The organism is Acidovorax sp. 99, from assembly GCF_003096455.1.
Taxonomy (GTDB): Bacteria; Pseudomonadota; Gammaproteobacteria; order Burkholderiales; family Burkholderiaceae_C; genus Acidovorax; species Acidovorax delafieldii.
In genome coordinates this window covers 2,538,479-2,563,805 of record NZ_QEKU01000001.1, presented here as the reverse complement: position 1 = coordinate 2,563,805, position 25,327 = coordinate 2,538,479, and the positions used below count along the sequence as shown (strand labels likewise).

Annotated in this window: 24 protein-coding genes; 13 read left to right on the top strand and 11 right to left on the bottom strand. The window is 66.8% G+C overall.

Translation table 11 applies throughout. The features are described 5' to 3' along the window. Positions 1 to 9: 9 nt before the first annotated feature. Positions 10 to 684: a DNA-3-methyladenine glycosylase I gene (locus C8C95_RS12055; protein ID WP_116750260.1), complete on the bottom strand. Its 675-nt coding sequence runs from the start codon at positions 682 to 684 to the stop codon at positions 10 to 12. A gap of 82 nt (positions 685 to 766) precedes the next feature. Between C8C95_RS12055 and C8C95_RS12050 the strand changes: the two genes are divergently transcribed. The 3 genes from C8C95_RS12050 to C8C95_RS12040 are packed head-to-tail and all read left to right on the top strand — an operon-like array spanning position 767 to position 3,036. Continuing rightward, positions 767 to 1,939 (top strand): aminopeptidase, encoded by a 1,173-nt coding sequence (locus C8C95_RS12050; RefSeq protein ID WP_116748731.1) that lies wholly within the window; start codon positions 767 to 769, stop codon positions 1,937 to 1,939. After that, positions 1,932 to 2,315, top strand: coding sequence for a polyhydroxyalkanoic acid system family protein (locus C8C95_RS12045; protein WP_116748730.1), 384 nt, complete (start codon positions 1,932 to 1,934; stop codon positions 2,313 to 2,315). The genes C8C95_RS12050 and C8C95_RS12045 overlap by 8 nt, the downstream gene beginning before the upstream one ends. A 16-nt stretch (positions 2,316 to 2,331) precedes the next feature. Beyond that, entirely contained in the window at positions 2,332 to 3,036 is a 705-nt protein-coding gene (locus C8C95_RS12040) for a nitroreductase (protein WP_116748729.1), read from the top strand. 29 nt (positions 3,037 to 3,065) lie between these two features. On the opposite strand, the gene C8C95_RS12035 is transcribed toward C8C95_RS12040, so the two are convergent. Continuing rightward, positions 3,066 to 4,130 (bottom strand): ornithine cyclodeaminase, encoded by a 1,065-nt coding sequence (locus C8C95_RS12035; protein WP_116748728.1) that lies wholly within the window; start codon positions 4,128 to 4,130, stop codon positions 3,066 to 3,068. A gap of 201 nt (positions 4,131 to 4,331) precedes the next feature. Here C8C95_RS12035 and C8C95_RS12030 point away from each other — a divergent pair, with 201 nt between their 5' ends. Then, positions 4,332 to 5,252, top strand: coding sequence for a hydroxymethylglutaryl-CoA lyase (locus tag C8C95_RS12030; RefSeq protein WP_116748727.1), 921 nt, complete (start codon positions 4,332 to 4,334; stop codon positions 5,250 to 5,252). A 63-nt stretch (positions 5,253 to 5,315) separates the two neighbouring features. Here the strand turns inward: C8C95_RS12030 and C8C95_RS12025 are convergent, their stop codons facing one another. Then, a complete protein-coding gene (locus tag C8C95_RS12025; protein ID WP_060985084.1) occupies positions 5,316 to 5,570 on the bottom strand; it encodes an acyl-CoA-binding protein in 255 nt (84 codons plus the stop codon). Positions 5,571 to 5,717: 147 nt separating this feature from the next. Here C8C95_RS12025 and C8C95_RS12020 point away from each other — a divergent pair, with 147 nt between their 5' ends. Both C8C95_RS12020 and C8C95_RS12015 read left to right on the top strand, forming a co-directional pair. Next, complete coding sequence (locus tag C8C95_RS12020) at positions 5,718 to 7,352, top strand: wax ester/triacylglycerol synthase family O-acyltransferase (RefSeq protein ID WP_116748726.1); 1,635 nt, start codon at positions 5,718 to 5,720, stop codon at positions 7,350 to 7,352. 32 nt (positions 7,353 to 7,384) lie between these two features. Further along, positions 7,385 to 7,942 (top strand): DUF922 domain-containing protein, encoded by a 558-nt coding sequence (locus tag C8C95_RS12015; RefSeq protein WP_116748725.1) that lies wholly within the window; start codon positions 7,385 to 7,387, stop codon positions 7,940 to 7,942. A 52-nt stretch (positions 7,943 to 7,994) separates the two neighbouring features. Here the strand turns inward: C8C95_RS12015 and C8C95_RS12010 are convergent, their stop codons facing one another. Continuing rightward, on the bottom strand, positions 7,995 to 8,603 hold the full coding sequence (locus C8C95_RS12010) for a TetR/AcrR family transcriptional regulator (RefSeq protein ID WP_116748724.1): 609 nt from the start codon (positions 8,601 to 8,603) through the stop codon (positions 7,995 to 7,997). A gap of 89 nt (positions 8,604 to 8,692) precedes the next feature. Between C8C95_RS12010 and C8C95_RS12005 the strand changes: the two genes are divergently transcribed. Continuing rightward, a complete protein-coding gene (locus C8C95_RS12005) occupies positions 8,693 to 9,160 on the top strand; it encodes a nuclear transport factor 2 family protein (RefSeq protein WP_116748723.1) in 468 nt (155 codons plus the stop codon). A gap of 33 nt (positions 9,161 to 9,193) precedes the next feature. On the opposite strand, the gene C8C95_RS12000 is transcribed toward C8C95_RS12005, so the two are convergent. Further along, positions 9,194 to 10,141 carry a LysR family transcriptional regulator gene (locus C8C95_RS12000; RefSeq protein WP_116748722.1) on the bottom strand — a complete coding sequence of 316 codons (948 nt, stop codon included), beginning with the start codon at positions 10,139 to 10,141 and terminating at the stop codon, positions 9,194 to 9,196. A 118-nt stretch (positions 10,142 to 10,259) separates the two neighbouring features. Here C8C95_RS12000 and C8C95_RS11995 point away from each other — a divergent pair, with 118 nt between their 5' ends. The 4 genes from C8C95_RS11995 (at position 10,260) to C8C95_RS11980 (ending at position 14,155) form a co-directional block, all read left to right on the top strand. Further along, positions 10,260 to 11,198 carry a dihydrodipicolinate synthase family protein gene (locus C8C95_RS11995; protein WP_056745719.1) on the top strand — a complete coding sequence of 313 codons (939 nt, stop codon included), beginning with the start codon at positions 10,260 to 10,262 and terminating at the stop codon, positions 11,196 to 11,198. Positions 11,199 to 11,279: 81 nt separating this feature from the next. After that, entirely contained in the window at positions 11,280 to 12,242 is a 963-nt protein-coding gene (locus tag C8C95_RS11990) for a tripartite tricarboxylate transporter substrate binding protein (protein WP_099731431.1), read from the top strand. After that, positions 12,232 to 12,936, top strand: a complete 705-nt coding sequence (locus C8C95_RS11985; protein ID WP_116748721.1) for an SDR family oxidoreductase — start codon at positions 12,232 to 12,234, stop codon at positions 12,934 to 12,936. The genes C8C95_RS11990 and C8C95_RS11985 overlap by 11 nt, the downstream gene beginning before the upstream one ends. 52 nt (positions 12,937 to 12,988) lie before the next feature. Beyond that, a complete protein-coding gene (locus tag C8C95_RS11980; protein ID WP_116748720.1) occupies positions 12,989 to 14,155 on the top strand; it encodes a mandelate racemase/muconate lactonizing enzyme family protein in 1,167 nt (388 codons plus the stop codon). A 60-nt stretch (positions 14,156 to 14,215) separates the two neighbouring features. Here the strand turns inward: C8C95_RS11980 and C8C95_RS11975 are convergent, their stop codons facing one another. From C8C95_RS11975 to C8C95_RS11960, 4 genes are all read right to left on the bottom strand, one after another. Beyond that, positions 14,216 to 15,856, bottom strand: coding sequence for a tannase/feruloyl esterase family alpha/beta hydrolase (locus tag C8C95_RS11975; RefSeq protein WP_243415685.1), 1,641 nt, complete (start codon positions 15,854 to 15,856; stop codon positions 14,216 to 14,218). 185 nt (positions 15,857 to 16,041) lie between these two features. Beyond that, complete coding sequence (locus tag C8C95_RS11970) at positions 16,042 to 17,016, bottom strand: LuxR C-terminal-related transcriptional regulator (RefSeq protein ID WP_116748719.1); 975 nt, start codon at positions 17,014 to 17,016, stop codon at positions 16,042 to 16,044. Positions 17,017 to 17,172: 156 nt separating this feature from the next. Continuing rightward, positions 17,173 to 18,270 (bottom strand): M14 family metallopeptidase, encoded by a 1,098-nt coding sequence (locus tag C8C95_RS11965; protein WP_116748718.1) that lies wholly within the window; start codon positions 18,268 to 18,270, stop codon positions 17,173 to 17,175. A 111-nt stretch (positions 18,271 to 18,381) separates the two neighbouring features. After that, positions 18,382 to 19,593, bottom strand: a complete 1,212-nt coding sequence (locus C8C95_RS11960; protein ID WP_108626405.1) for a M20 aminoacylase family protein — start codon at positions 19,591 to 19,593, stop codon at positions 18,382 to 18,384. A gap of 76 nt (positions 19,594 to 19,669) precedes the next feature. Between C8C95_RS11960 and argE the strand changes: the two genes are divergently transcribed. Next, complete coding sequence (argE, locus tag C8C95_RS11955; protein WP_116748717.1) at positions 19,670 to 20,827, top strand: acetylornithine deacetylase; 1,158 nt, start codon at positions 19,670 to 19,672, stop codon at positions 20,825 to 20,827. A gap of 143 nt (positions 20,828 to 20,970) precedes the next feature. Here the strand turns inward: argE and C8C95_RS11950 are convergent, their stop codons facing one another. Then, complete coding sequence (locus C8C95_RS11950; protein WP_116748716.1) at positions 20,971 to 22,119, bottom strand: ABC transporter substrate-binding protein; 1,149 nt, start codon at positions 22,117 to 22,119, stop codon at positions 20,971 to 20,973. Positions 22,120 to 22,255: 136 nt separating this feature from the next. On the opposite strand from C8C95_RS11950, the gene C8C95_RS11945 reads away from it, so the two are divergent. After that, positions 22,256 to 24,376 (top strand): molybdopterin oxidoreductase family protein, encoded by a 2,121-nt coding sequence (locus C8C95_RS11945; protein WP_116748715.1) that lies wholly within the window; start codon positions 22,256 to 22,258, stop codon positions 24,374 to 24,376. A 146-nt stretch (positions 24,377 to 24,522) separates the two neighbouring features. Here C8C95_RS11945 and C8C95_RS11940 read toward each other — a convergent pair whose 3' ends face one another. Beyond that, positions 24,523 to 25,203: a type 1 glutamine amidotransferase domain-containing protein gene (locus tag C8C95_RS11940; protein ID WP_116748714.1), complete on the bottom strand. Its 681-nt coding sequence runs from the start codon at positions 25,201 to 25,203 to the stop codon at positions 24,523 to 24,525. Positions 25,204 to 25,327: the final 124 nt, after the last annotated feature.

Below are 25,327 nucleotides of genomic sequence, written 5' to 3'. Positions count from 1 at the left end.
ATCCATCAGTCAGCCGCGCGGCACCACAAAAGCCTTGCGCGCCGCCAGCGCTGCCGGGCGCGAATGGCAGCCCTCCAGGTGGTCATTGACCAGCCCCATGGCCTGCATGAAGGCGTACACCGTGGTCGGCCCCACAAAACTCCAGCCTCGCTTTTTCAGGTCCTTGGACATGGCGATGGATGCGGCCGAAGTGGACAGGGTGCGCGCCACTTCGCGCGTGATGCGCTCTGGCCGGTCGGTGGCGGCGGACTCGTAGCGCCAAGCGTAGTGCGCGAGCGAGCCGAACTCGCGCCGCAGCTCCAGCACGCGGCGCGCGTTGTTGATGGTGGACTCGATCTTGCCCCGGTGGCGCACGATGGCCGTGTCCTGCACCAGGCGCTCGACCTCGGCCGGGCCGAAGGCCGCGACCTGCTCGGCGTCGAAGTTCACGAACGCTGCGCGAAAGCCCTCGCGCTTGTTCAGGATGGTGAGCCAGCTCAGGCCCGACTGAAAACCCTCCAGGCAGATCTTCTCGAACAGCCGGCGGTCGTCCGCCACCGGGAAGCCCCACTCGGTGTCGTGGTAGTGGCGGTACAGCGGCGTGGCCTGGCACCAGGAGCAACGCGGGCAACCGGCCTCGTCAGCGAACAGGCCGTCGGCCAGTGCGGGTGGGCGAACAGGGTCTTGAGCAGTCGGAGGGATCATGCGCGGCATTCTAGAAACCACCACAGCCAGGCTGCTGACAGGGCGGAGACAAAGGGCCCGATCTGCCCATAAACTGCACTGCATGCGTGAGCCACTTTCCCGCCTGCGGGCCACTTTCAGCCTGATGTTTTGCCTGGTGCTGGGCGGCTGCGCCAGCACCACCGGCCCCTCCAACGCTTGGGGCTACTACTGGCAATCGCTGCGCGGGCACATGCAGATCATGCATGCCGCAGAACCCATTGACGACTGGGTGGCGCGCAAAGACATCTCGCCCGCCCTGCGCGAGCGGCTGCAGCTCGCACAACGTGCGCGGGCCTTTGCGGTCACCGAACTCGGCCTGCCCGACAACGCCAGCTACCGCCGCTATGCCGACCTGAAGCGCTCCGCCGCCGTGTGGAATGTGGTGGCTGCACCGCCCTATTCGCTGACGCTGCACACCTGGTGCTTCCCGGTCACAGGCTGCATCGGCTACCGGGGTTACTTCACCGAGGCCGCAGCTCAGGCCGAAGCCGCTGAGCTGGCCGCGCAGGGCCTGGAGGTGGAGGTGTACGGCGTCCCCGCGTACTCCACGCTGGGCTACATGAACTGGGCGGGCGGCGACCCGCTGCTGTCCACCTTCATCGCCTGGCCCGAGGGCGACTTTGTGCGCCTGCTGTTCCACGAGCTGGCGCACCAGGTGGTCTACGCCCAAAACGACACCTTGTTCAACGAGTCCTTTGCCACGGCGGTGGAGCGCCTCGGCGTGGCGCAGTGGCTGGCCACGCAATCCACCCCCGCCGCGCGCGAAGCCTATGCCACCAGCGAGGCGCGGCGCAGCGCCTTCCGCGCGCTCACCCGGGCCACACGCACCCGCCTGGCGGCCATTTATGAGCAAAAAGAGCTTCAAGCGCCAGAGGATCATGCGCTGAATGCTATGAAAACAGAAGCAATGAAGGCTTTCCGAGACGACTATGCCGCGCTGCGCGCACGCTGGCTGGACGCGCCGGGCGGCACGCCGCCCCGGGCCACAACCGCCCAGGTGGCCGGCTACGACCGCTGGGTGGCCCAGGCCAACAACGCCAGCTTTGCGGCCCAGGCCGCCTACGACGAACTGGTGCCTGCATTCGAGGCCTTGTTTGAACGCGAGGGCCGCAACTGGCCCCGGTTTTATGATGCCGTACGACAACTGACGCAGCAGCCCCAGCCCGAGCGGCACGAGGCCCTGCGCGCCCTTTTACCTGACCCGCAACACCTCAAGGAGACAGCCGGTGCCTGACATTCATATCCACCGCGAACACCATCTGGGTTTCAAGGAAGCCCGCAAGGTCGCCTTCTCCTGGGCCGAGAAGGCCGAAGAAAAATTCGACATGGAATGCACCTACGAAGAGGGCGAGAAGGAAGACCTGCTCACGTTCACCCGCACCGGCGTCAAAGGTACGCTGCTGGTGGATGCCCACCAGTTCGAGATGAAGGCCCAGCTGGGCTTCTTGCTGGGCGCCTTCAAGGACCGCATCGAGGCCGAGATTGGCGAACAGCTGGATGCGCTGCTCAATGCACCGCACCCCAGTGCCAAGAAGCCAGCGGCCGACAAGAAGAAAGCGGCGACAGACACGGATGCCGGCAAGCCAGCCCCCAAGGCCAAGAAGGCCTAGCCGCAAGGGCCCCGCCATGACATCCACCGCGAACGAGGCCAGCGCCCACAGCCCGGCGTTTGACACCCTCTCCACGCTGCTGCACACCCGCTACAGCTGCCGCGCCTTTCTGCCCGAGCCGCTCCCGCGCAGCACCATCGAAGCCATCCTGGCCGCCGCGCAGCGCACGGCCTCGTGGTGCAACGCGCAGCCCTGGCAACTCACCATTGCCAGCGGCGCTGCGCTGGCGCGTCTGCGCAGCGCCCTGCAATCCCACATGCTCGCCGCGGCACCCCAGCCCGACCTGCCCTGGCCCCGCGAATACCGGGGCGTGTACCAGGAGCGGCGGCGCGAATGTGGCTGGGGCCTGTACGAAGCCCTGGGCATTGCCAAGGGCGACCGCGAAGCTTCGGCGCGCCAGGCGGCGCAGAACTTCACCATGTTTGGTGCGCCGCATGTGGCCATCGTCACCAGCGACGAGGCCCTGGGCGTGTACGGCGCGGTGGACTGCGGTGCGTATGTGAGCAACTTCATGCTGGCCGCGCACAGCCTGGGCGTGGGCTCCATCGCGCAGGCCGCGCTGGCCTCCTACCCCGGCGTGCTGCGTGACGTGCTGGGCATTGGCGAGGACCGCAGCATTGTCTGCGGCATTTCGTTCGGCATGGCAGACCCAGCCCACCCGGCCAACCATTTCCGCACCACCCGCGCCGACGCGGCCAGCAGTGTGGTGTGGAGGGACTGAGACGCTGAGAAGCGGGGGCCTGGCTAGCGTCATGCCACAGCGCGCAGCAGTGGATTGTGCGTGCGCAGCAGCCCAAACAGGTTCTTCGGGTCGGGCAGCTGGGGGATGAGTTCGATGGGCTGGCCCATGCCCAGCTCGGCCGCCGCGTCGCGCAAGAAGCGCAGCGCAGAAAAGTCCTCCAGCGCAAAGCCTACGGAGTCAAACACCGTTATTGCGGCATCGCTGGCCCGGCCGGTGTGTTGGCCTGCCAGCACTTCCCACAGCTCGGTCACCCCAAAGTCGGCAGGCAGCTGCTGGATGTCGCCTTCGATGCGCGTCTGCGGCGCGTATTCCACAAACACCTGGGCCTGGCGCAGCACGTCGGCGTGCAGCTCGGTCTTGCCGGGGCAGTCGCCGCCCACCGCGTTGATGTGCATGCCGGGCGCCAGCAGGTCGGGCGTGAGGATGGTGGCGTTGGTCTTGTCGGCCGTCACCGTGGTCACGATGTCTGCACCGCGCGCCGCCTCGGCCGTGCTGGTGCAGGCCACGGTGCGCAGGCCCGCCGTGCCTTGCAGGTTGGCTTGCAGCTTGGCCGTTGGAGCCGGATCGGTGTCGAACAGGCGCAGGGTGTCGATGCCCAGCAGATGGTGAAACGCCAGCGCCTGGAACTCGCTCTGTGCACCGTTGCCAATCAGCGCCATGGTGCTGCTGCCAGGCCGCGCCAGGGCGCGGGCGGCCACGGCCGACATGGCGGCGGTGCGCAGCGCGGTGGTGAGGGTGAGCTCGCTCAGCAGCAGCGGCGCGCCCGTGGCCACATCGGCCAGCACGCCAAACGCCATCACCGTGGACAGGCCCCAGCGCGTGTTCTTGGGGTGGCCGTTGACGTACTTGAACGCATAGGTCTGGTCATCGGCAATGGGCATGAGTTCAATCACGCCGTCGCGCGAGTGGCTGGCCACACGTGCGGATTTGTCGAACGCGCCCCAGCGCAGAAAGTCGGCCAGGATGTAGTCGGCAATGCCGCGCAGGCAGGCCTCGACGCCTTTGCACTGCACCATGTCGATGACATCGGTGGCACTGAGGTAGCGGGTGGAAAAAGGATGGTGTGAGGGCATGGCGCTTGTCTCCGAATGGGAATGGATACGGCTCCAAGCAGTGTCCCGAAGCGCCAAAACAATGGGAATCGCCCAATCTGCTGCATATTGCTGGGCTGTTTGCCGGTATGGCATCACAAATTGCCACTTTGTTCAAAACCCCCAGAGCACCTTCTGGCAGCGCCAGCGCGCTATGCTCGGCGGCATCCTCCGTCCAGCACCATGACACAACCCCAAGTCCTCATCAGCGAAGTCGGCCCGCGCGATGGCCTGCAGTCCGTCAAAGCCACCATGCCCACGGCCGACAAGCTGCGCTGGATCGACGCCCTGGTGGCGGCCGGCCTGCGCGAGATCGAAGTCGGCTCCTTCGTGCCCGCCCGCCTGCTGCCCCAGATGGCCGATGTGGCCGAAGTGGTGCAGCACGCGCTCACCCACCCCGGCATCACCGTGATGGCCCTGGCGCCCAACCTGCGCGGCGCCGAGGCGGCGCTGGCAGCAGGGGTGCACAAGGTCACCCTGCCGGTGTCGGCCAGTGCTGCCCATTCGCTGGCCAATGTGCGCAAGACGCGCGAGGCCATGGTCGAGGAGGTGCGCGCCGTGGCACAGCTGCGTGATGAGTTAGCGCCCGGCATGCTGGTGGAGGTGGGGTTGTCCACCGCCTTTGGCTGCACGCTGCAGGGCGTGGTGCCCGAGGACGATGTGATCTGGCTCGCAAGCTTGTGCGCCGAGGCCGGTGCCGACGAGGTGGGCTTGTCGGACACCACCGGCATGGCCAACCCGGCCCAGGTGCGCCGCCTGTTCACGCGTTTGCGCGCCGAGCTGGGTGCAAAGGCCGGGGCGGCCCACATGCACAACACCCGAGGCCTGGGCCTGGCCAACTGCCTGGCGGCCTACGACGTGGGGGTGCGCACCTTTGATGCGTCGCTGGGCGGGCTGGGCGGTTGCCCCTATGCGCCGGGCGCGTCGGGCAATGTGGTGACCGAAGACCTGGTGTTCATGTTTGAGGCCATGGGCATCACCACGGGGGTGGACCTGGAGCGCCTGATGGCCGCGCGCGCGCCGCTGCAGGCGGGGCTGCCGGGCGAGCCGGTCTATGGGATGACGCCGGAGGCGGGATTGCCCAAGGGGTGGGTTCAGCGTTAGACCGCCGTTGCACCCAAAGAAAAAGGCGACCTTGGTCGCCTTTTTCTTTGGGAGTACGCCGTATCAGCTCAGCGAGGTGATCAGGTCCACATACTGCTGTTTGGCCTCGTCGGCGCTGGTGCCCTTGAGCTTTTCCCAGGCGTCCCACTTGGCACGGCCCACCATGTCGGAGAAGCTGGGCTTCTTCTCGGTGTTGTCGCCAGCGGTGGCCTGCTTGTACAGCGCGTAAATCTTGAGCAGCGTGGCGTTGTCGGGGCGCTCGCTCAGGTTCTTGGAATTGGCCACAGCGGCTTCGAAGGTGGCGTTCAGGTCGGCCATGTCGGTGCTCCTTGGGTTTGTATAGGGGAGGGAAAGAACGGTGTCGGCAAGGGTTTGCTGCGTTGTATCTTACGGGCTGAGCATGGCCTGGGGCCGCTCAATCCATAGAGGCAAGCCCCCAAAAATCAAACAATAGGTGTACATCTGATGGTGACCCGCATTCCTGCCCCCCGCAAAGCCACACCCGGCCACAGCACGAGCCCCCTGCGCACCCTGCGCGACCAAGGGCCTGAGGTGGCGCGCAAGGCGGCCCAGGCCCTGCCCCCCGCCGCCCGCAAAGCCGCCACCGTGGTGCAGAAGAACATGCGCCGCGCGGCCACCGGCATGCTGGGCCTGTCGGGCGAGCGCATGAGCAAGGTCGATACCGCCTGGCTGCGCATGGATTCGCACAGCAACCTGATGATGATCAACGGCGTGTGGACCCTGTCGCCCGGCATCACCTGGGAGGCGCTGTGCGAACGCGTGCAGCAGCGCCTGCTGCAGTACCCGCGCTTTCGCCAGCGGGTGGTGGAAGACGCGGCGGGCGCCACCTGGGTGGAGGACCGCAACTTCGACATCGCCGCCCACGTACTGCGCGAGAAGCTGCCCCACCGCAAAGGCCACAGCATGCAGCGTGCGCTGCAAGACCGCGTGGGTGAACTCGCCATGCAGCCGCTCGATACCCGCCGCCCGCTGTGGCAGATGCACCTGATCGAAGACTTTGTGGGCGACGACGGCACCCAAGGCAGCGCGCTCATCGTGCGCATCCACCACTGCATCGCCGACGGCATTGCCCTGATCTCGGTGACCATGTCGCTGGTGGATGGCGGCTCGGAGCCCCCCAAGGGCAAGGCGCGAACGGGCAAGGAAGCCGCCACGGCCGAGGACTGGATTGCGGATGCCCTGATCAAGCCCTTCACCGGCCTCACCGTGAAGGCGCTGGACCTGGCAGGCGACAGCGCGGCCAAGTCGTTGCAAATGCTGGGTGACCCGGAAAAGGCCATGCAGCATGGGCTCTCGGGCACGGCCGACATGGCCCGCGTGGCCTACCAGCTCGTCAGCGATGCGGCCGCGCTGGCGTTGATGCCCGACGACTCGCCCACCCGCCTCAAGGGCCAGCCCGGTAGCGCCAAACGCGTGGCCTGGTGCCCGCCGATCCCGCTCGAAGAGGTCAAGGCCATCGGCAAGGCGCTCAACTGCTCCATCAACGATGTGCTGTTGTCGTGCGTGGCGGGCGCCATCGGCGGCTACCTGCGCAGCCAGGGTGACGACCCCACGGGCCAGGAGATCCGCGCCATGATCCCCGTGAACCTGCGCCCCATGGAAGAGGCCTGGAAGCTGGGCAACCGCTTTGGCCTGGTACCGTTGGTGCTGCCGATTGGCGTGGCCAACCCCATCGAGCGCGTGTACGAAGTGCGCAAGCGCATGAATGCGCTCAAGGGCAGCACCCAGCCCATCCTGGCGTTCGCCATGCTGGCGGTGGCGGGGCTGATGATCAAGCCCGCACAGGACGCTCTGCTCAACCTGTTCGGCCGCAAGACCACGGCGGTGATGACCAACGTGCCCGGCCCCAAGGAACAGCTCACGCTGTGCGGATCGCGCGTCACGCAGTGCATGTTCTGGGTGCCGCAGTCGGGCGACATTGGCCTCGGGGTCTCCATCCTCAGCTACGGCGGTGGCGTGCAGTTTGGCGTGATCACCGACACCACCCTGTGCCCCGAGCCGCAGCAGATCATTGATGCCTTTGCGCCCGAGTTCGACCAGCTGTCGCTGCTCACGCTGATGCTGCCGTGGGGCGACTGAACGCATCTGCGTTGCCAGAGCCACCACCCTGCGTGCGTCTCGGGTGGGTGGTGGCCTTGCTGCTGTCTGCGGGTGGGGCACACGCGGCCGTGGAGGAAGAAAGCACCCAGCGGCCCTACGTGGTGCGCGCCCAGCCCGGAGAGACACTGCGCGATGCCCTGCATGCTGCAACCCCCATTTCGGTGGGTGGACAGCGCTTTCATGGCTACACCCGCTGGAACGTGCGCTGGACCTTCCGCTGGTGGCGCGAAGCCTCGGGCCGCTGTGCGATCACCGAAGTCAACACCCGGCTGCGCACCGAAGTGCAGCTGCCCGACCTGCAGGCCGCCAGCCCGTCGCAGCAGGCGGTTTTTGACCGCTATTTGCAGGCGCTGTCCCACCACGAGCAAGGCCATGTGCAGATCGGGCGCGACGCAGCGCAGGCCATTGACCAGGCCATCCGCCAGATGCCCGCAGCGTCCGACTGCGCCACGCTGGAGCGCGAAGCCAACGCCTTGGGCCACCGGCTGCTGCAGGACCACGTGGCACGCGAGAAGCAGTACGACCAGCGCACCCGCCACGGTGCCACACAAGGCGCACGGCTGGACTGACCATGCGGGCGGCCGCCAGAAACGTTCCCATCTTTCCTATCGACCGACAGGCTCACCCCTTGCGCTGAGGAGGCGCCGCCACCAGCGCATCCGTCAGGAGGGACACTGCGGCCACCACCGCGGCGACAGGTTCGCCCATCTGCGCACGCACGATGGCGCCCTCCACCACCAGGGTGAGCGCCTGCGCGTCCTGCGCACGGTGGGAAGGCGCTGACAACAAGGCCGCCAGCAACGCCGTCATGTCGCGCTTGTGGCGCTGCGCAATCTCCAGCACCTCCGGCACGGTGTCTCCCAGCTCGCTCACGCTGTTGATGAAGGCACAGCCCCGAAAGTGCTTGCTGCCCAACCATTCCGCCAGGGCAGGCGCCAATGCCCGCGTGCGATCCGCCCCTGAGGGCAGCGCGTGCGCATGGCGCTGCAGCGCGTCGGCGAACCAGCCCATCCAGCCCGCGTGCCGGTACTCCAGATACGCACAGATGAGCGCATTCTTGCTCGGGAAATGCCGGTAGAAGGTCACCTTGGTCACGCCAGACTCCGCAATCACCCGGTCGATGCCCGTGGCGCGGATGCCATCCCGGTAGAACAGCGCGTGCGCCGTGTGCAGCAGGCGGTCTCGGGCGGGCAGGCCTTGCCAGCCGACAGGGAGAGGATCAAAGGTCATTCGCTCATTGTAGACAAGTCTGTCTACGTGGCTTTATGATGGCACGTAGACAGACTTGTCTACATTAACCCTTCACCGTCGAGGTTCCCATGGAAACACGCCCGCTTTTGCCCCCCTTTACCCAACACACCGCCGTCCAGAAAGTGCGCCTGGCCGAAGACGGCTGGAACTCGCGCGACCCTGCCCGCGTGGCCCTGGCCTACACCGAGGACACGCGCTGGCGCAACCGCGCCGAGTTCCCCGTGGGCCGCGAGGCCGCCCGGCAGCTGCTGGAGCGCAAGTGGGCACGCGAACTGGACTACCGCCTCATCAAGGAGCTGTGGGCGTTCAGCGGCCACCGCATCGCCGTGCGGTTTGCCTACGAATGGCATGACGACGCAGGCCAGTGGTACCGCAGCTACGGCAACGAGAACTGGGAGTTCAACGACGCAGGCCTGATGGCCGTGCGCCACGCCAGCATCAACGACCGCCCCATCCAGGCCGCAGACCGGCTGTTCTTCTGGCCGCTGGGGCGTCGGCCGGACGACCATCCGGGGCTGAGCGACCTGGGGCTTTAAGAATCGGCTGCCAGCCAGGGGAACGGCAAGCGCTCAGGCCTGCGGTGCCACCTGCGCCACCGCCAGTTCCCACAAGGACTCGGCCACTGGCGACATCTCGGCGCGCTGGCGGTACAGGCGGATCTGCACCGGCACGTTCCAGTCGGTGCCCCCGGCGGCCACCAGCGTGCCGGCGCGCAACTCGTCGGCAATCAGGCTTTCGGGCAGCCAGGCCACGCCCCGCCCTTCCTGGGCAAGAGTCTTGAGCAACACCGCGTGGTGCGCGGTGAACACCACCGCCACCGGGCCGTCAGCACCGTCAGCGAACACCCCGCGCATGCGGGCCCGCATGATGCGGCCCAGGCCCGACGCCTCGCTGTAGGCCAGCACGGGCACCGGGGTCTGCTGGCCCAGCGCATGCATCGGCTGGCCTGCTGCGCCGCCGGGCTGTGGCGCACTGACTGGCAGCAGCCGGTCGTCCGCCAGGCGGCACATGGGGTACTGCGCCTCGTCCAGGCGCCCCGGCACCTCGGCGTGGCCATGGCACAGCACAAACTGCACACGCCGCTGGAGCATCAGGTCTTCGCAGGCCTGCGAGCTGTCGGACATGGTCTGGATGGGCCCCGCCCGCAGGCGCGCCTCCATGCCCACCAGCCAGCGCGGAAAAAACGTGAGCGAGAGCACGTGCGTGGCCGCAAAGCGCAGGCTGGCAGCCGCCAGGTCGTGTGCAGCGCGGGCCTTGATGCGCGCGGCCTCCAGATTGGCCAGGATGGTTTCGAGCAGCGGCAGAAAGCGCTGGCCTGCCGCCGTGAGCGCCGCAGGATGGGCACTGCGGTCGAACAGCTCCACGCCCACCCAGTCCTCCAGGGCGCGGATATGGCGGCTGAAGGCGGGCTGGGCAATGGCGCGGGCCTCCGCCGCACGCGAGAAATTGCCCGTCTCGGCCAGGGCGAGGAAATCCTCCAGCCATTCCAGGTCCAGGGGTCGGTTGCCGGGTCCCATGTGTCTCCGCGATGGATCGGTAGATAGTTGTATGCGATTCGAGTATTGGACCGCTGCAGCATGGCGCGGAATGATCCACCCCGTTGTTCACCAGCTTTTCCAACGGAGACAAGAAAGCATGCCTGCCATCTCGAATTATCGCGGGATCATCCCCGCCATCTCGTGCCCCTTCACCCCCGACCACCGCATCGACGAGCCCGCGCTGCGCAAGCTCGCCGCCTGGCTGGCGGGCCACGAGGGCGTGGTGGCCGTCATGACCAACGGCCACACCGGCGAGGTGTTCTCCCTCACACCGGCTGAACGCGCCGAGGTCACCCGCATCGTGGCCGACGAACTCAAGGGGCGCATGCCTGTCATTTCGTCCATCGTCTGCGAAGGCCTGGCCGACGCGGCCGACCATGCCCGTGCTGCCGTCGAGGCGGGTGCCGTAGCGCTGGACGTGATGCCCCCGCACCACTGGCTGCGCTTTGGCTTCACGCCCGGCCATGCACTGCAGTACTTCGAGGCCATCCACAAGGCGGCGCCCAACGCCGATCTGGTTTGCCACGTCTACCCGGCCTGGACGCGTGCCTCGTACTCGTCGCAGCTGCTGGCCGACCTGGCCCGGTTGCCCTACCTGCAGGCCTTCAAGGTGGGCCAGCGCGACATGAACAAGTACGCCCGCGACATCCAGGCGATCCGCGAGGCCGACGCGTCCAAGGCCATCCTGACCTGCCACGACGAGTACCTGCTGGCCTCGATGGTGCAGGGCGTGGACGGCGCGCTGGTGGGTTTTGCGACCTTCATCCCCCAGCTCATCATCGATCTGTGGAATGCGGTGAAGGCCGGCGACTTGAAGAAAGCCATGGCGGTGCAGGCTGTCATCACGCCCCTGAAAGACGCGGTGTATGGCGGCGGCGAGCCCACTGGCGAGGCCCACGCCCGCATGAAGGGTGGCATGTACCTGGCAGGCGTGATCGACGACGCCACCGTGCGCCCACCGACCGAGGCGCCCAACGCCAAGGAAGTCGAAGCGCTGCGCGCTGCAGTGAAGCAGGCCGGCCTGCTCAAGCGCTGAGCGGTCCCTGCGAGGCGCGGGGGATTTTGAGTCCCCCGCGCCTGATTGCACACAAGAAAACCGACAAGGAGACAAGACACCATGCAACGCCACCTTTTCCTCCGCGCCGCCCTGGGTGTAGCCACACTCGCGATGGCGGCCAGCAGCTTTGCGCAGGCTTACCCCACCAAGCCCATCCGGATGGTCATCCCCTTTCCGCCAGGCGGCACGCTCGACACCGTGGGCCGCATGCTCGCGCAAAAGCTGGGCGACCAGATGGGCCAGAACTTCATCGTCGAGAACAAGGCGGGCGGCAATGGCGTGATTGGCGGCGACGTGGTGGCCAAGGCCCCGGCCGACGGCTACACGCTGCTGTTCAACGCATCCACCTTCACCACGGCGCCCATGACCATGAAGTCCGTGCCCTACGGCGTGGTCAAGGACTTCACACCCGTAGCGCTGGTGGCCAAGGCCCCGTTGTCGGTGGCCATCAACAAGAACCTGCCGGTCACCGACATCAAGTCGCTGATGGCCTACGCCAAAGCCAACCCCGGCAAGATGACCTTCGCCGTGGGCTCCATCGGGTCGGCCGGGCACCTCTCGACCGAACTGCTCAAGCGCGCAGGCAACCTCGACTACCTGATCGTGCCCTACAAGGGCACGGCGCCTGCGTTCCAGGACCTGATCGGCGGGCAGATCGACGGGTTCATCGACCCCATCTTGGGGTCTCTGCAGTACCACAAGAGCGGCATGCTGCGCGTGGTGGCCGTCACCTCCGCCCAGCGCGCAGCGAGCTTGCCCGACGTGCCCACGGTGGGCGAGACGATTCCGGGCTACGAGTTCTACAGCTGGTATGGCCTGTGGGGCCCGGCCAAGCTGCCGGCCGACATCACCCAGCGGCTGAACACCGAGGTGAACAAGGCCCTGGCCGAGATGACGCCCAAGCTCAAGGAGCAAGGGCTGCTGACCACACCGGGCAGCGTGGAGGATTTTGCGAAGTTCCAGCGCAGCGACATGGAGCGCTCGCAGAAGATCGTCACCGAAGGGAATATCCGTGTCGAGTAATGCCCGCCACGCCATCGTCACCGGCAGCAGCAGCGGCATAGGCCGCAGCATCGCCGAGTCGCTGCTGGCCGGCGGCTGGCGCGTGACGGGCCTGGATGTGGCCCAGGCGACGGTCGTTCACCCCTCGTTCACCCATACACCGGTCAACCTGGCCGATGGTGCCGATATCGCCCGCGTGGCCGCTGCACTGCCCGGCGTGGACGCGCTGGTCCATGCGGCCGGCGTGCTGCGCGTGGGGCCGCTGGGCCAGCTCGACCATGCGGGCGGCGAGCTGATGTGGCGCCTGCATGTGGATGCCGCCACCCGGCTGGCCGATGCCATCGTGCCCGGCATGGCCCAGCGCGGTCAGGGGCGCGTGGTGTTCATTGGCAGCCGCGTGGCGCAGGGCATGGCCGGGCGCGGTCAGTACGCCGCGACCAAGGCCGCGCTGATTGCACTGGCGCGCAGCTGGGCCGCCGAGGTGGCCGCGCAGGGCGTGACGGTGAATGTCGTCTCGCCCGCAGCCACCGCCACCGCCACCGGCATGCTGAACGACCCCGCCCGCCAGGGCAGTGCACCGCGCCTGCCGCCCATCGGCCGCCTGATCGAGCCTGCCGAGATTGCCGCACTGGTGGGCTTTCTTCTGTCTGAATCTGCCGCCGCCATCACGGGGCAGGACATCGCGATCTGCGGGGGCTCTTCGCTCGCCCGCTGATCTTTCCTTTTGATCCCGCACCCTTCCCTCTTTGCCAACCAACGCGACCACCATGAAGATCGTCAACATCCTCGAATCGACCCGTCCCATCAAGTCGGACATCCGCAACGCCTACATCGACTTCTCGAAGATGACGCTGAGCCTTGTGGCCGTGGTCACCGACGTGATCCGCGATGGCAAGCCGGTGATCGGCTACGGCTTCAACTCCAACGGCCGTTACGGCCAGGGCGCGCTGATGCGCGACCGATTCATCCCCCGCGTGCTGGAGGCTGAGCCGGCCAGCCTGCTGGACGAGACGGGCGAGAACCTGGACCCGCACAAGGTCTGGGCCCGCATGATGATCAACGAAAAACCCGGCGGCCACGGCGAGCGCTCGGTGGCCGTGGGCACCATCGACATGGCCGTGTGGGACGCCACGGCCAAGATTGCCGGCAAGCCGCTGTTCCAGCTGCTGGCCGAGCGCTATGGCAACGGCACACCCAACCCGCGCGTGTTCGTCTACGCCGCTGGCGGCTACTACTACCCCGGCAAGGGGCTCGATGGCCTCAAGAAGGAAATGGAAAGCTACCTGGCGCGCGGCTACTCGGTGGTCAAGATGAAGATCGGCGGCGCCACGCTGGCCGAAGACTGCGAGCGCATCGAGTCGGTGCTCAAGATCCTGGGCCCGGGCCAGCAGCTGGCGGTGGACGCCAACGGCCGCTTCGACCTGAAGACCGCCATCGACTACGGCAAGGCCCTGTCGCAGTACCCGCTGTTCTGGTACGAGGAAGCGGGCGACCCGCTGGACTACCAGCTGCAGGCGAAGCTGGGCGAGGTCTACAAGGGCCCCATGGCCACGGGCGAGAACCTGTTCTCGATGCAGGACGCGCGCAACCTGATCCGCCACGGCGGCATGCACAAAGACCGCGACTGGCTGCAGTTTGACTGCGCGCTGAGCTACGGCCTGGTGGAGTACCTGCGCACGCTCGACATGCTCAAGGAATACGGCTGGTCCCCCAGCCGCTGCATTCCACACGGGGGCCACCAGATGTCGCTGGCAATCGCGGCAGGCCTGGGCCTGGGCGGCAACGAGAGCTACCCCGACCTGTTCCAGCCCTACGGTGGCTTCCCCGATGGCGTGAAGGTCGAGAACGGCTACGTGACGCTGCCGCCGCTGCCGGGCATCGGCTTCGAAGGCAAGTCGGACCTGATCGCAGAGATGCGCGCGCTGGCATCCTGACGACTGGACACACAAAAAAGGCACGCCCAGGGGCGTGCCTTTTTGCATCCAGCACCGCGTTCAGGTCGCAGAGCAGGTAAAGCTCTCGGCCTTGGCCGGATCGCCCGTGCCGTTGTAGCGCGGGAACTTGGGGTACTCGCACACCGGGCGCTGCGCCACGGGGGTGCTGGTGCCGGGGGCGAACTTCGTGGCGACCAGCTTGTCAGGCGCCGCGCCCTTTTCCACCCAGGCGTCCATGGCGGCGAGCAGGTCGATGGAGCGCGGCTCGGTGCCTGCGCCGTCCAGGTCATGCCCGTTGGAGGGCGAGGTGACCATGCGCGCAAAGCCCTGCACCTTGCTGGCGCCCAGGCGCTGCTTGACCGTGTCGAAGTAGTCTGCCGTGCGGTACAGCGACACGCAGGTGTCGCCCAGGCCGTACCAGATCAGCAGCTTGCCGCCGTTGTCGGCAAAGGCGGAGATGTCGGGGTCCGTGCCATCGATCATCTCGGCCAGCCGCGCGTACTGCGCCTGGTACTGCGTGGGGTCGTGGCTCAGGATGTTGGCGTTGGGGTTGCCCTCCACCAGGCGCGCGGCTTCCGTTACGGCCATGTGGTTGAACGAATCGGGCGTGTCAAAGCTGGTGCCGAACATGTACGACTGCCAGTCCGACGTGGACGCCCCGCCCCGGCCATAGCGCGGGTAGCCCACGGCGCCGCGCGACAGGGTCACGGGCGTCTTGTGGTCGCTGTAGATGAGGCGGATGGACTCGATCTGGCCAGCCGTGAGGCAGCTGTCGTTGTCCGCGCCCTGGCACAGCAGGTCGGTGGGCACATAGTTGCACGCCTCGATGTTGCCGATGATGCCGTCCTTCAGGCCATCGAGGCCGTCGCACGCCGCCACCTCGGCCTTGGCATACAGCGCGATCTTGGCGGGGCTCATCCAGTTGTCGCGGCTCTTGAAGATGTGGCGCAGCACCGTGGGGCCCAGGTTGACCTGGTGCGCCTGCTGGGCGATGGCGGGCTCCATGGCGACCACGCCGTCGTAGTCCTTGGGGTACTTCTGCGTGGAGATGAGCCCCGAGCGCCCACCGTTGGAATGGCCCATGTGGTAGCGCCGCACGGGGCGCTTGCCATAGAACTCGGTGGCGATCGTGGTACCCACCTCCAGCACGAAATGGTTGGCGTCGAACGCGTGGTTGCGCAGCGCCACGTCGCTCTTGCCCCAGGCAAAGCCGCGGATCTGGTGGCCGGAGTCGGAGCTGATCTTCACGTACGGGTTGGCCGACGGGCCCACCAGCTGCTGGTACCACGGGTCGTCGGTGGGGATGAAGCCGTCAAAGCCGCCACCGCCAATGGTCAGCGTCTTGCCGTTCCACTGGGTCAGTGTGGGCAGCTCCACCGCCCAGTGGATGGTGGACTCGGGCGACGAGACGATCTGCCCGCGCACGATGCACACGTCGGGCAACGTGCCCTCGGCCTTGCGCAGCTCGGTACGGGTGACCTTGGCGCCATGGGGCAAGGCGGTGGATGCGTAGGCGGCACAGGCCTCAGCCAGGGGCTTGCTGGCCAGCGGGGGATTGGCGTCGCTGCCGCCGCCGCAGGCGGTCAGGGCCAGGGCTGCCACAGCACCCAGGGTGCAGACAGCGGTCCATCGCCCTGCGCGTGCCAGGGGGTGAGGGTGGCGTCGGGACGCCACGGCGAAGGGGTGGGGGTTCGGGAACATGCAAGGGTCTCCTGTTATGACGGTTCTTCAGGAGCCCAGCGGGGCGGCGGCATGACCGGCACCAGCGACTGGACTCCGGTGCGGACGATAGGAAAAGGCGGCGTGGTTGCAGCCTCTGCAAATGCAGAGGGAGCGGGAAACTACCGAGCCCTGCAAACTCGCGCGTAGCGCCCCGCCGCCGATCGCTACTGGTGGCGCAGCGCGGCCACCAGCTCCAGCTTGTTGCTCACGCCCAGCGCGGCATAGGCCGTGCGCAGGTAGGTGCGCACCGTGGCGGGCGTGAGGCCCAGCGTGGCCGCAATGTCCTTGTGCGAGCGGCCCTGGGCGTACAGCATGGCGGCACTCAACTCGCGCGGTGCCAGGGCTTGCTTGTGCTGGCGCGACGCCAGGCTCACGGCCACCAGTGGCCCGCAGGGCTCCAAGCGCAGGCGGCAGGCCTTGCCCACCGACAGGGTGCAGGGCGCGCCCCCCAGCGCCTGCGCCACCACCGGCGGCAGGTGGGTGCCGTGCCAGCCGGGGCTGGCTTCGCCCAACGCCCGGCTGATGCGCAGCCCGGCAAACAGCAGTTCGCCCGACGGCCGGGCCAGGGCAAAGCTGTCCCAGGGGCGGCCGGGCGTGTCGCTTTGCAGGCGCTGCAGACGGTGGTGCCATTGCTGCAGCAGGTGCAGGACGAATTCGCCGAACAGCACGGTCTCTCCGTCCGAGAATTCCGGCCGCGTTGGCGGGCGGTAGATGGAGACAAAAAACATGAGCCCGCTGTGGGGCAGCTCGGCCGTGAGGGCCATGCAGTGGTACAGGCCGTGGCGCTGGCTGAAGGCGGCCACCTCCGGGTGCTCGGGTAACGGGCCCACCACGTCACGCTCACGGATCACCACCCCCAGCTGCTGCATGGATTGCAGCCCAAACAGGTCCACCGCCGCCAGCGCATTCCACTCCTCGGCAAAGCTGCGGCTCAGGCCAATGCTGCCGTGCAGCCAGTTGCGGGGTGCCACCTGCACATCGCCCGCCGAGACCTCGCCCCACCAGGCGGAATCAAAAGGCACCAGACCCTGCAAGGTCTGCATGGCCTGGTGCAGCAAGTCCTGCGGTGCCACCTGCTGGGCTTGCTCCGACAGCCGGAGCAGGCTGCGGCTCAGCGCGCGCAGAGGGTCAGAGGCCATGGTGTCTCCTGGTTTTTGGGGCGATGGTAGCCGCCCCACGGTGGCAACCCCAACGCTCCTGAACCGTACTACCCGCCAAACCCCTGCGCACCCACTACCATATTGATAGCATCTCAGGCATATAGCACTATCGCCTGAGGCCTCTGGAACACAAAATCAGGCCGTCAACCCGTCCACCGCCTGGAACATCGACTGCCGTGCCTGGCTGATGATCTGGCCCTTCCACACGTCGGTGTCGGTGTAGAAGGCCGCCAGCATTTGCGCCTTGATCTGGGCCGCCTTGTCAGCCGGAGTTTCGGGGTGCAGATTGAGCCATTGCTCGGCACGGATGGCGTTCATCACGTCGAGCACGGGCACCGTGCCGTACTCCATGGCAATGCCGGTGTACTCGGCATGGGGGCACTCGTCGTAGATCGAGGTCCACATCAGGCCGGTGAGGAAGGCCGAGGTGGACGAGCCGTCGTAGATCGACGTGACCGGCGTGGCGCCGCCGCCGTCCCACCAGGCGCGCGCGCGGGCCACGGCCACGGCGTCGTCATTGCCGGCATAAATGCGCTCGCCATGGCCGCTGGGGCCCAGGCCGGTGTGCAGGTCAATCCAGGCAATCTTGGAAGCTGCGGCACCGTGCTGGCGCAGCACCTGGCGCAGCGTGCGGTTGCTCCAGGTGGGCTCGGTGCCACCAAAGAACACACCCTGCGGAAACTCGTGCTGGCCCTGCGAGATGGCGGCCTGCCACGCGGCCTCGCCCTTGGTGGCGATGTACTCCGCCACCGCCGCCTGGTTCTCCGGGCCGGGCGGCCACTGCTCGGGCAGCAGCAGGGGCTGCACCTCGCGGTAGGCAGTGTTCACGGGCAGGGGCTTGCTGAAGTCCTGGAAGTTGCGGTTCAAGTCCACGTTCTCGTGTGTGAAGCGGCGCACGTGCGAGAAGCCATAGGGGTTGAGCGCGTGGATGTAGAGCGTGGCCACGCCCGCATCGCGCGCCTTGGCGCGCCACTCGGCATCGTGCAGCGCAAACACCTGCACGCCGCTGCCACAGTAGCCCTCGACGCCATGGCAGGCACTGCTCACGATGAGCAGCTTCTTCGCATCCGCCGGGCCGTCGCGCACCACGTCCATCGCCAGGTCTTCACCATCGCGGCCCTTGAGCGGGTGGGCATGCGATTCGATGGGCAGGCCGGCGGCTGCGGCGGCCTCCAGAAACTTGGTGCGCGCCTGGGCATAGCTGGGCGAGAAGGCTTCAACGATTCCGGTCATGGGCAGGGCTTTCAGGAGTCAGTGGGGAGACAAAAAGAAAACCCGGGCACGCGCGCTGCGCGCGCCCGGGTGGAGGAGGGTCAACGCCGCTGCAAGCTGCTTCAGGCTGCTTCAGGCTGCTTTGGCAGGCTGGGCCAGCCATTCCTCGGCCAGCTTGACCCAGTAGGTCGCGCCCAGCGGGATCAGGTCGTCGTTGAAGTCATAGCTGGGGTTGTGCAGCATGCAGGGGCCGCCGCCGTGGCCCATCTCGCGGTGGGCACCGTCGCCGTTGGCGATGAAGCAGTACGCACCGGGCTTGGCCTGCAGCATGTAGGCAAAATCTTCGGCGCCCATGGTGGGCTCCTGGACCACCACACGCTCTTCACCCACGATGCCGGTCATGACCTTGCGGGCAAATTCGGCCTCGGCGGGGGAGTTGACGGTGGGCGGGTAGTTGCGCACGAACTCGAACTCGCAGGTGGCGTCGTGCGCAGCGCAATGGTTCTCGGCGATCTGGCGCATGCGCTTTTCGATGAGGTCCGTCACTTCAGTGGTGAAGGTGCGTACCGTGCCCTGCAGTTCCACGCTGTCGGGCACCACGTTGGTGGCCTCGCCCGCGTGGATCATGGTGACCGAGATCACGCCGGCGTCCACGGGCTTCTTGTTGCGGCTGATGATGGTCTGGAAGGTCTGCACCATGCCACAGGCAATCGGCACCGGGTCGATGCCGGTGTGCGGCAGCGCCGCATGGCCGCCCTTGCCCCGGATGGTGATCTTGAATTCGCTGGTCGATGCCATCACCGGGCCAGGGCTCACAGCAAAGGTGCCCACGGGCATGCCGGGCCAGTTGTGCATGCCGTACACGGCTTCCATGGGGAACTGCTCGAACAGGCCGTCCTCGATCATCACGCGGGCACCGCCGCCGCCCTCTTCCGCCGGCTGGAAGATCAGGTACACGGTGCCGTCAAAGTTGCGGTGCTTGGCAAAGTGCTGGGCCGCCGCCAGCAGCATGGCCACGTGGCCGTCGTGGCCGCAGGCGTGCATCTTGCCCTGGTGTTTGCTGGCGTGGGCGAAGGTGTTGAACTCCTGCATGGGCAGGGCGTCCATGTCAGCGCGCAGGCCGATGGCGCGGCCGTTGGCGCCACCGTCACGCCCCTTGACGATGCCCACCACGCCCGTCTTGCCCAGGCCCCGGTGGATGGGAATGCCCCACTCCGTGAGCTTTTGCGCCACTACGTCGGCGGTGCGCACCTCTTCGAAGCACAGCTCGGGGTGGGCGTGAATGTCCCGGCGCACCGCTGCAATACTGGCCGCCTGGGTGACGATGGAGTCAATAACGTTCATGATATGTGTCCTTACGATCTCACAGTCTAGCCCGGGAGCAACACACGTGCCAACCCGGGTTATTCGCTAGCCACCCATGATTTCTGCCCACGCCCTCGAACTTGCGCAAACCCTGGTGCGCATGAACACCGTCAGCCACAACTCCAATCTGGAGCTGATCCATTTCATCCGCGACCACCTGGCCCGGCTGGGCGTGAAAAGCCGCCTGACCTTCAACGAAGACAAGACCAAGGCCAACCTGTTCGCCACGCTGGGCGAGGGCAAGCCCGCGGGCATCATCCTCTCGGGCCACACCGACACGGTGCCGTGGGATGGGCAGGACTGGACCATGGACCCGCTGAGCGCACTGGTCAAGGACGGCAACCTATATGGGCGCGGCAGTGCCGACATGAAGGCATTCATCGGCGTGGCCGTGTCGCAGGCCGAGCAGTTCCTGAACAGCGATGCGCCGTTTGCCCTCCACTACGCGTTCAGCTACGAGGAAGAGATTGGCTGCTTTGGCGTGAAGGAACTCATCGCCGACCTGCGCGATGCCAACATCCAGCCCCTGGCCTGCATCGTGGGCGAGCCCACCAGCATGATTCCTGCCATCGCGCACAAGGGCGTGTACCGCTACAAGTGCTGCGTGCGTGGCAAGGAGGCGCATTCGTCCCTCACGCCGCATTCGGTCAACGCCATCGAGATGGCCGCCCGCGTGGTGGGCCGGGTGCGCGACATGGCGGAAGACTTTGAAAAGAACGAGCCCCGCTTCGAGGGCTTTGACGTGCCTTTCTCGACCAGCAGCGTGGGCCAGTTCCACGGCGGCATCGCCGACAACGTGGTGCCGCGCGACGCCGAGTTCCGCTACGAGTTCCGCGACCTGCCCACGGCCAACGCCGCGCAGATGCAGTCTGAAGTGGTGGCCTACGCCAAATCGCTGGAGCCTGCCATGAAGAAGGTGGCGCCTGCCGCGGGCTTTGAGTTCGAGACCATCTGCGAGATCCCGAGCTTTCTGGGCAGCAAGGACGACCCGGTGACGCGTCTGGCGCAGGAGCTGTCGGGCGAAAAGAGCACCACGCTGGTGGCCTTTGGCACCGAGGCGGGCCTGTTCAAGAATGCGGGCATCTCCACTGTGGTGTGCGGCCCCGGCAGCATCCAGCAGGCGCACCAGCCGGATGAATACGTGAGTCTGGAGCAGCTGGGCCGCTGCGAAGCGTTCATGCAGGGGCTGGCGCGCACCAAGTCGTTCGGCTGACGCGCGGCTAGCAGGTCAGGGCAACGTAAGGCGCGCGAGGATTGCGCTGGGCGCGACATAAACCAGTGCCACCGTGGAGCTGGCTTTGCCAGGCCACCGGTGGCGCCCCCTCTGGGGAAGACGCGAAGCGGCTCAGGGGGAAATCAGGTTCTCACCCGGCCGTCCCCGGTCAGCATCGACATCTCGACAAACTTCGAGGCCGCGTGGCTGGTGCCACTGAACGACACCGGAAAGCCCGAGATCACCTGGTTGCCGATGGACTCGGTGCCGGTGATGAAGCTCTCGCGCGTGATCTTGCCGCCGGCCTGGGCCTGGCGCAGGCCCTCGGCGAACACGCGTGCAGCCAGATAGCCTTCCATGCTGGAGTAGTTGGGCTGCACCTTGTCGCCGCCCTTCTTGATGGCCTCCAGAAACTCGCGCGTGATCTGGCGCGAGGGCTGGTAGGGCGATGGCACCACCTGCGACACCACCACGCCCGCACCGTCCTTGCCCAGCTCGTCGGCCAGCGCCTGCGTGCCCACAAACGACACGTTGTAGAACGTGCCGCCAAAACCCGCCTTGCGCGCCGCGCGCACAAAGGCAGCGCTGCCGGCGTAGGCGGCAATCTGCACCACCGCATCGGGCGTGGCGGGCACCAGCTTGTCCACGGCCGCTTTCACGTCGGTGGAATTGCGCTCCACGGTGGCGGTCGCCACGGGGGCCAGCTTCAGCTCGGCCAGCGCACGGGTCACGCCATCGAGCCCCGCCTTGCCGTAGGCGTCGTTCTGGTAGAACACCGCAATCTTCTTGAGCCCCAGGTTGGTGAGCTGGCGCACGATGAGCGCGGTTTCGTCGTAGTAGGACGCACGCACATGAAAGATCAGCCGGTTGAACGGCTGGCGCAGCGCCTCGGCGCCGGTAAAGGGGCCAAAAAACGGCACCTTCTCCTTGGTGAACAGTGGCAGCGCAGCCAGGCTGGTGGGAGTGCCGATGTAGCCAAACAGGGCAAACACCTCGTCGGCAATCAGCTTGCGGGTGTTCTCGGCGCACCGGTCGGGCTCATAGCCGTCGTCCATGGTGCGGATCTCCACCATGCGCTTGCCCACGCCGCCCTGGGCGTTGAGCTGGTCAAAAAAGAGCTTGGCACCCTGGTTGAACTGCACGCCCAGCTGCGCCGCCGGGCCGGTGAAGGCGGCCGACTGCCCCAGCACGATGCGCCCCTCGCCCTGCGCACGCGCCAGGCCGAACCCGCCCAGCGCCACGGCGCCCATGCCCACCGAAAACTGCCTGCGCCCCAATACTGTCTGGTTCATGGTGAAATCTCTGCTCTTGTAAGAAGAAAGAAGGGGCATCCCCCTCTGCACTGCCGGTAGGCAGCCCCGTGGAAACAGGGGCATATATGCACGCCTGTTCCAACCCTGACAGCCAGTTTAACGATCCAGCCCCCGAATGCCCACGCCTTCTGACGCTAAATCCCCTCCATCGGCACTGATTCAGGTGCGCGGCGCCTGCCCCCACGACTGCCCCGACACCTGCGCCCTGCTCACCACCGTGGACGAACACGGCGTGGCCACCCGCGTGCAGGGCAACCCCGACCACCGCCACACCGACGGCGCGCTGTGCGCCAAGGTGAGCAAGTACACCGAGCGCAGCTACCACCCCGAGCGCGTGCTCACGCCGCTCAAGCGCATCGGCCCCAAAGGCAGCGGCCAGTTCGCCCCCGTGACCTGGGACGAAGCCCTGGCTGACATTGCCCAGCGCCTGCAGTCCATCGCCGCGCGCGCGCCCGAGGCCGTCCTGCCCTACAGCTACGCGGGCACCATGGGCATGGTGCAGGGCGAGAGCATGGACCGGCGCTTCTTCCACAAGCTGGGCGCCTCGCAGCTCGACCGCACCATCTGCGCATCCGCCGGTGCCGAGGCGCTCACGCAGACCCTGGGCGGCAAGGTGGGCATGAAAGTGGAGTTTTTTGCCGAGTCGCAGCTCATCATCATCTGGGGCAGCAACTCCATCGGCAGCAACCTGCACTTCTGGCGCTATGCGCAGCAGGCCAAGCGCAGTGGCGCCAAGCTGGTGTGCATCGACCCCCGCAAGAGCGAGACGGCTGACAAGTGCCACGAGCACATTCAGCTACGCCCCGGCACCGACGCCGCGCTGGCCCTCGCGCTGATGCACGAGCTGATCCAGAACGACTGGCTCGACCACGACTACATCGCCCGCCACACGCTGGGCTGGGACCAGCTGCGCGAGCGCGCACTGCAGTGGCCGCCCGAGCGCGCGGCCGAGGTCTGCGGCATTCCGGTGGAGCAGATCCGCCAGCTGGCCAAGGACTACGGCACGACGAAGCCCGCCGCCATCCGCCTGAACTACGGCATGCAGCGCGTGCGCGGCGGCGGCAATGCGGTGCGCGCCGTGGCCTGCCTGCCTGCGCTCACGGGCGCCTGGCGCCACCGCGCGGGCGGCGTGCTGCTGTCCAGCTCGGGCCAGTTCCCCGCGCAGCGCGGCGTGCTGCAGCGGCCCGACCTGATGCCCGCCAAGACGCCGCGCACCATCAACATGTCCACCATTGGCGACGACCTGCTGCGCGAGGCCTCGCCCACGTTCGGCCCGAAGGTCGAGGCCATCGTGGTCTACAACAGCAACCCCGTGGCCGTGGCGCCGGACTCCAGCAAGGTGGTGCAGGGCTTTGCGCGCGAGGATTTGTTCACCGTGGTGCTGGAGCATTTCAAAACCGACACGGCCGACTACGCCGACTACATCCTGCCCGCCACCACGCAGCTGGAGCACTGGGACATCCACCTGAGCTACGGCCACACCGACGTGCTGCTCAACCGCCCCGCCATTGCACCGCAGGGCCAGGCGCGCAGCAACGCGCAGATCTTCCGCGACCTGGCGACGCGCATGGGCTTTGCCGAGCCCTGTTTTGCCGAGAGCGACGAGGCCCTGTGCCGCCAGGCGTTTGGCGACGCAGTGGACTACGCACTGCTCGAAAGCCAAGGCTTTGCCACGCTGGCGCTGCCCGATGCGCCGTTCGCCGAAGGCAACTTCCCATCACCCTCTGGAAAGTGCGAGTTCTACAGCGCACGCCTGGCCGCCCAGGGCCTGGACGGTCTGCCCGACCACCTGCCCAACTACGAACTGCAGGGCTCGGACGCCCGCTACCCGCTGGCCATGATCTCGCCGCCCGCGCGCAACTTCTTGAACTCCACGTTCGTGAATGTGCAGAGCCTGCGCAACATCGAGGGCCGCCCCGTGCTGGAGATCCACCCCGACGATGCCGAAGCACGCGGCATTGCCAACGACGCCGTGGTGCGCGTGTTCAACGACCGGGGCAGCTACCTGTGCCACGCCACCGTCTCGCGCCGCGCACGGCCCGGCGTGGTCAACGGCCTGGGCATCTGGTGGCGCAAGCTGGGACTGAACGGCACCAACGTGAACGAGGTGACCAGCCAGGCGCTGACCGACCTGGGCCGCGCACCCACGTTTTATGACTGTCTGGTGGAAGTGGAGGCCACAGGCGTAGCCGATGCCGGCATGGATGCTGGGGCCCGCGTCGGCACCACGGCATGAGGGCAGCTTGAGATGCCGGGTTTGCTATCCATTCAATAGCTGCTCGCGCAATATCCACTAGCGCTTGCAGCCATTTTTACCCTTAACCTGCGCAAACACCCGTTCTGCGCAGGATCTGCGGCTGTGCAGGGTTCCTTCGCGGCCCCTTACCCCAACAGCTTCAGCAACGCGTGTGCGCCCTGCTCGGACGATGCCGGGTTCTGCCCTGTGATCAGCGTGCCGTCGGTCAGCACATAGGGTGCCCAGTCAGGGCCTTTGGAATACACGCCGCCGTTGGCCTTGAGCATGTCTTCCACCAGGAACGGCACGATCTGGGTCAGCTGCACCGCGTCTTCTTCGCTGTTGGTGAACCCCGTGACCTTCTTGCCCTTGATCAGGGGCGACCCGTCGGGCGCCTTGGTGTGGCGCAGCACGCCGGGTGCGTGGCACACCAGCGCCAGCGGCTTGCCTGCTGCAAAGGTCTTTTCGATGAGGGCAATGGACTGCGCGTCTTCCGCCAAGTCCCAGAGCGGGCCGTGGCCGCCGGGGTAGAACACGGCATCAAAGTCCTCGGCCTTCACGCTGGACAGGGGCACGGTGCTGGCCAGCTGCTGCTTCGCTGAAGCATCGGCCTTGAAGCGGCGCGTGGCATCGGTCTGGGCGTTTTCGTCGTCGCTTTTGGGGTCCAGGGGCGGCTGGCCGCCGTGGGGCGATGCGAGCGTGATCTGCACGCCTGCATCCTTGAACACGTAGTACGGTGCAGCAAACTCTTCCAGCCAGAAGCCCGTCTTTTTGCCGGTGTCGCCCAGTTGGTCGTGGGACGTCAGAACCATGAGGATGTGTGCCATGGAAGTCGCTTTCGGTGTGGGGGGATTGATCGGAAAAACCAAACCATCACCGTACCAGCGATAGGGCCCGTTGTCCCGCGATGCAGGCAGGTTTGCGGCATTGGCTTACAGGACGGTACTACCG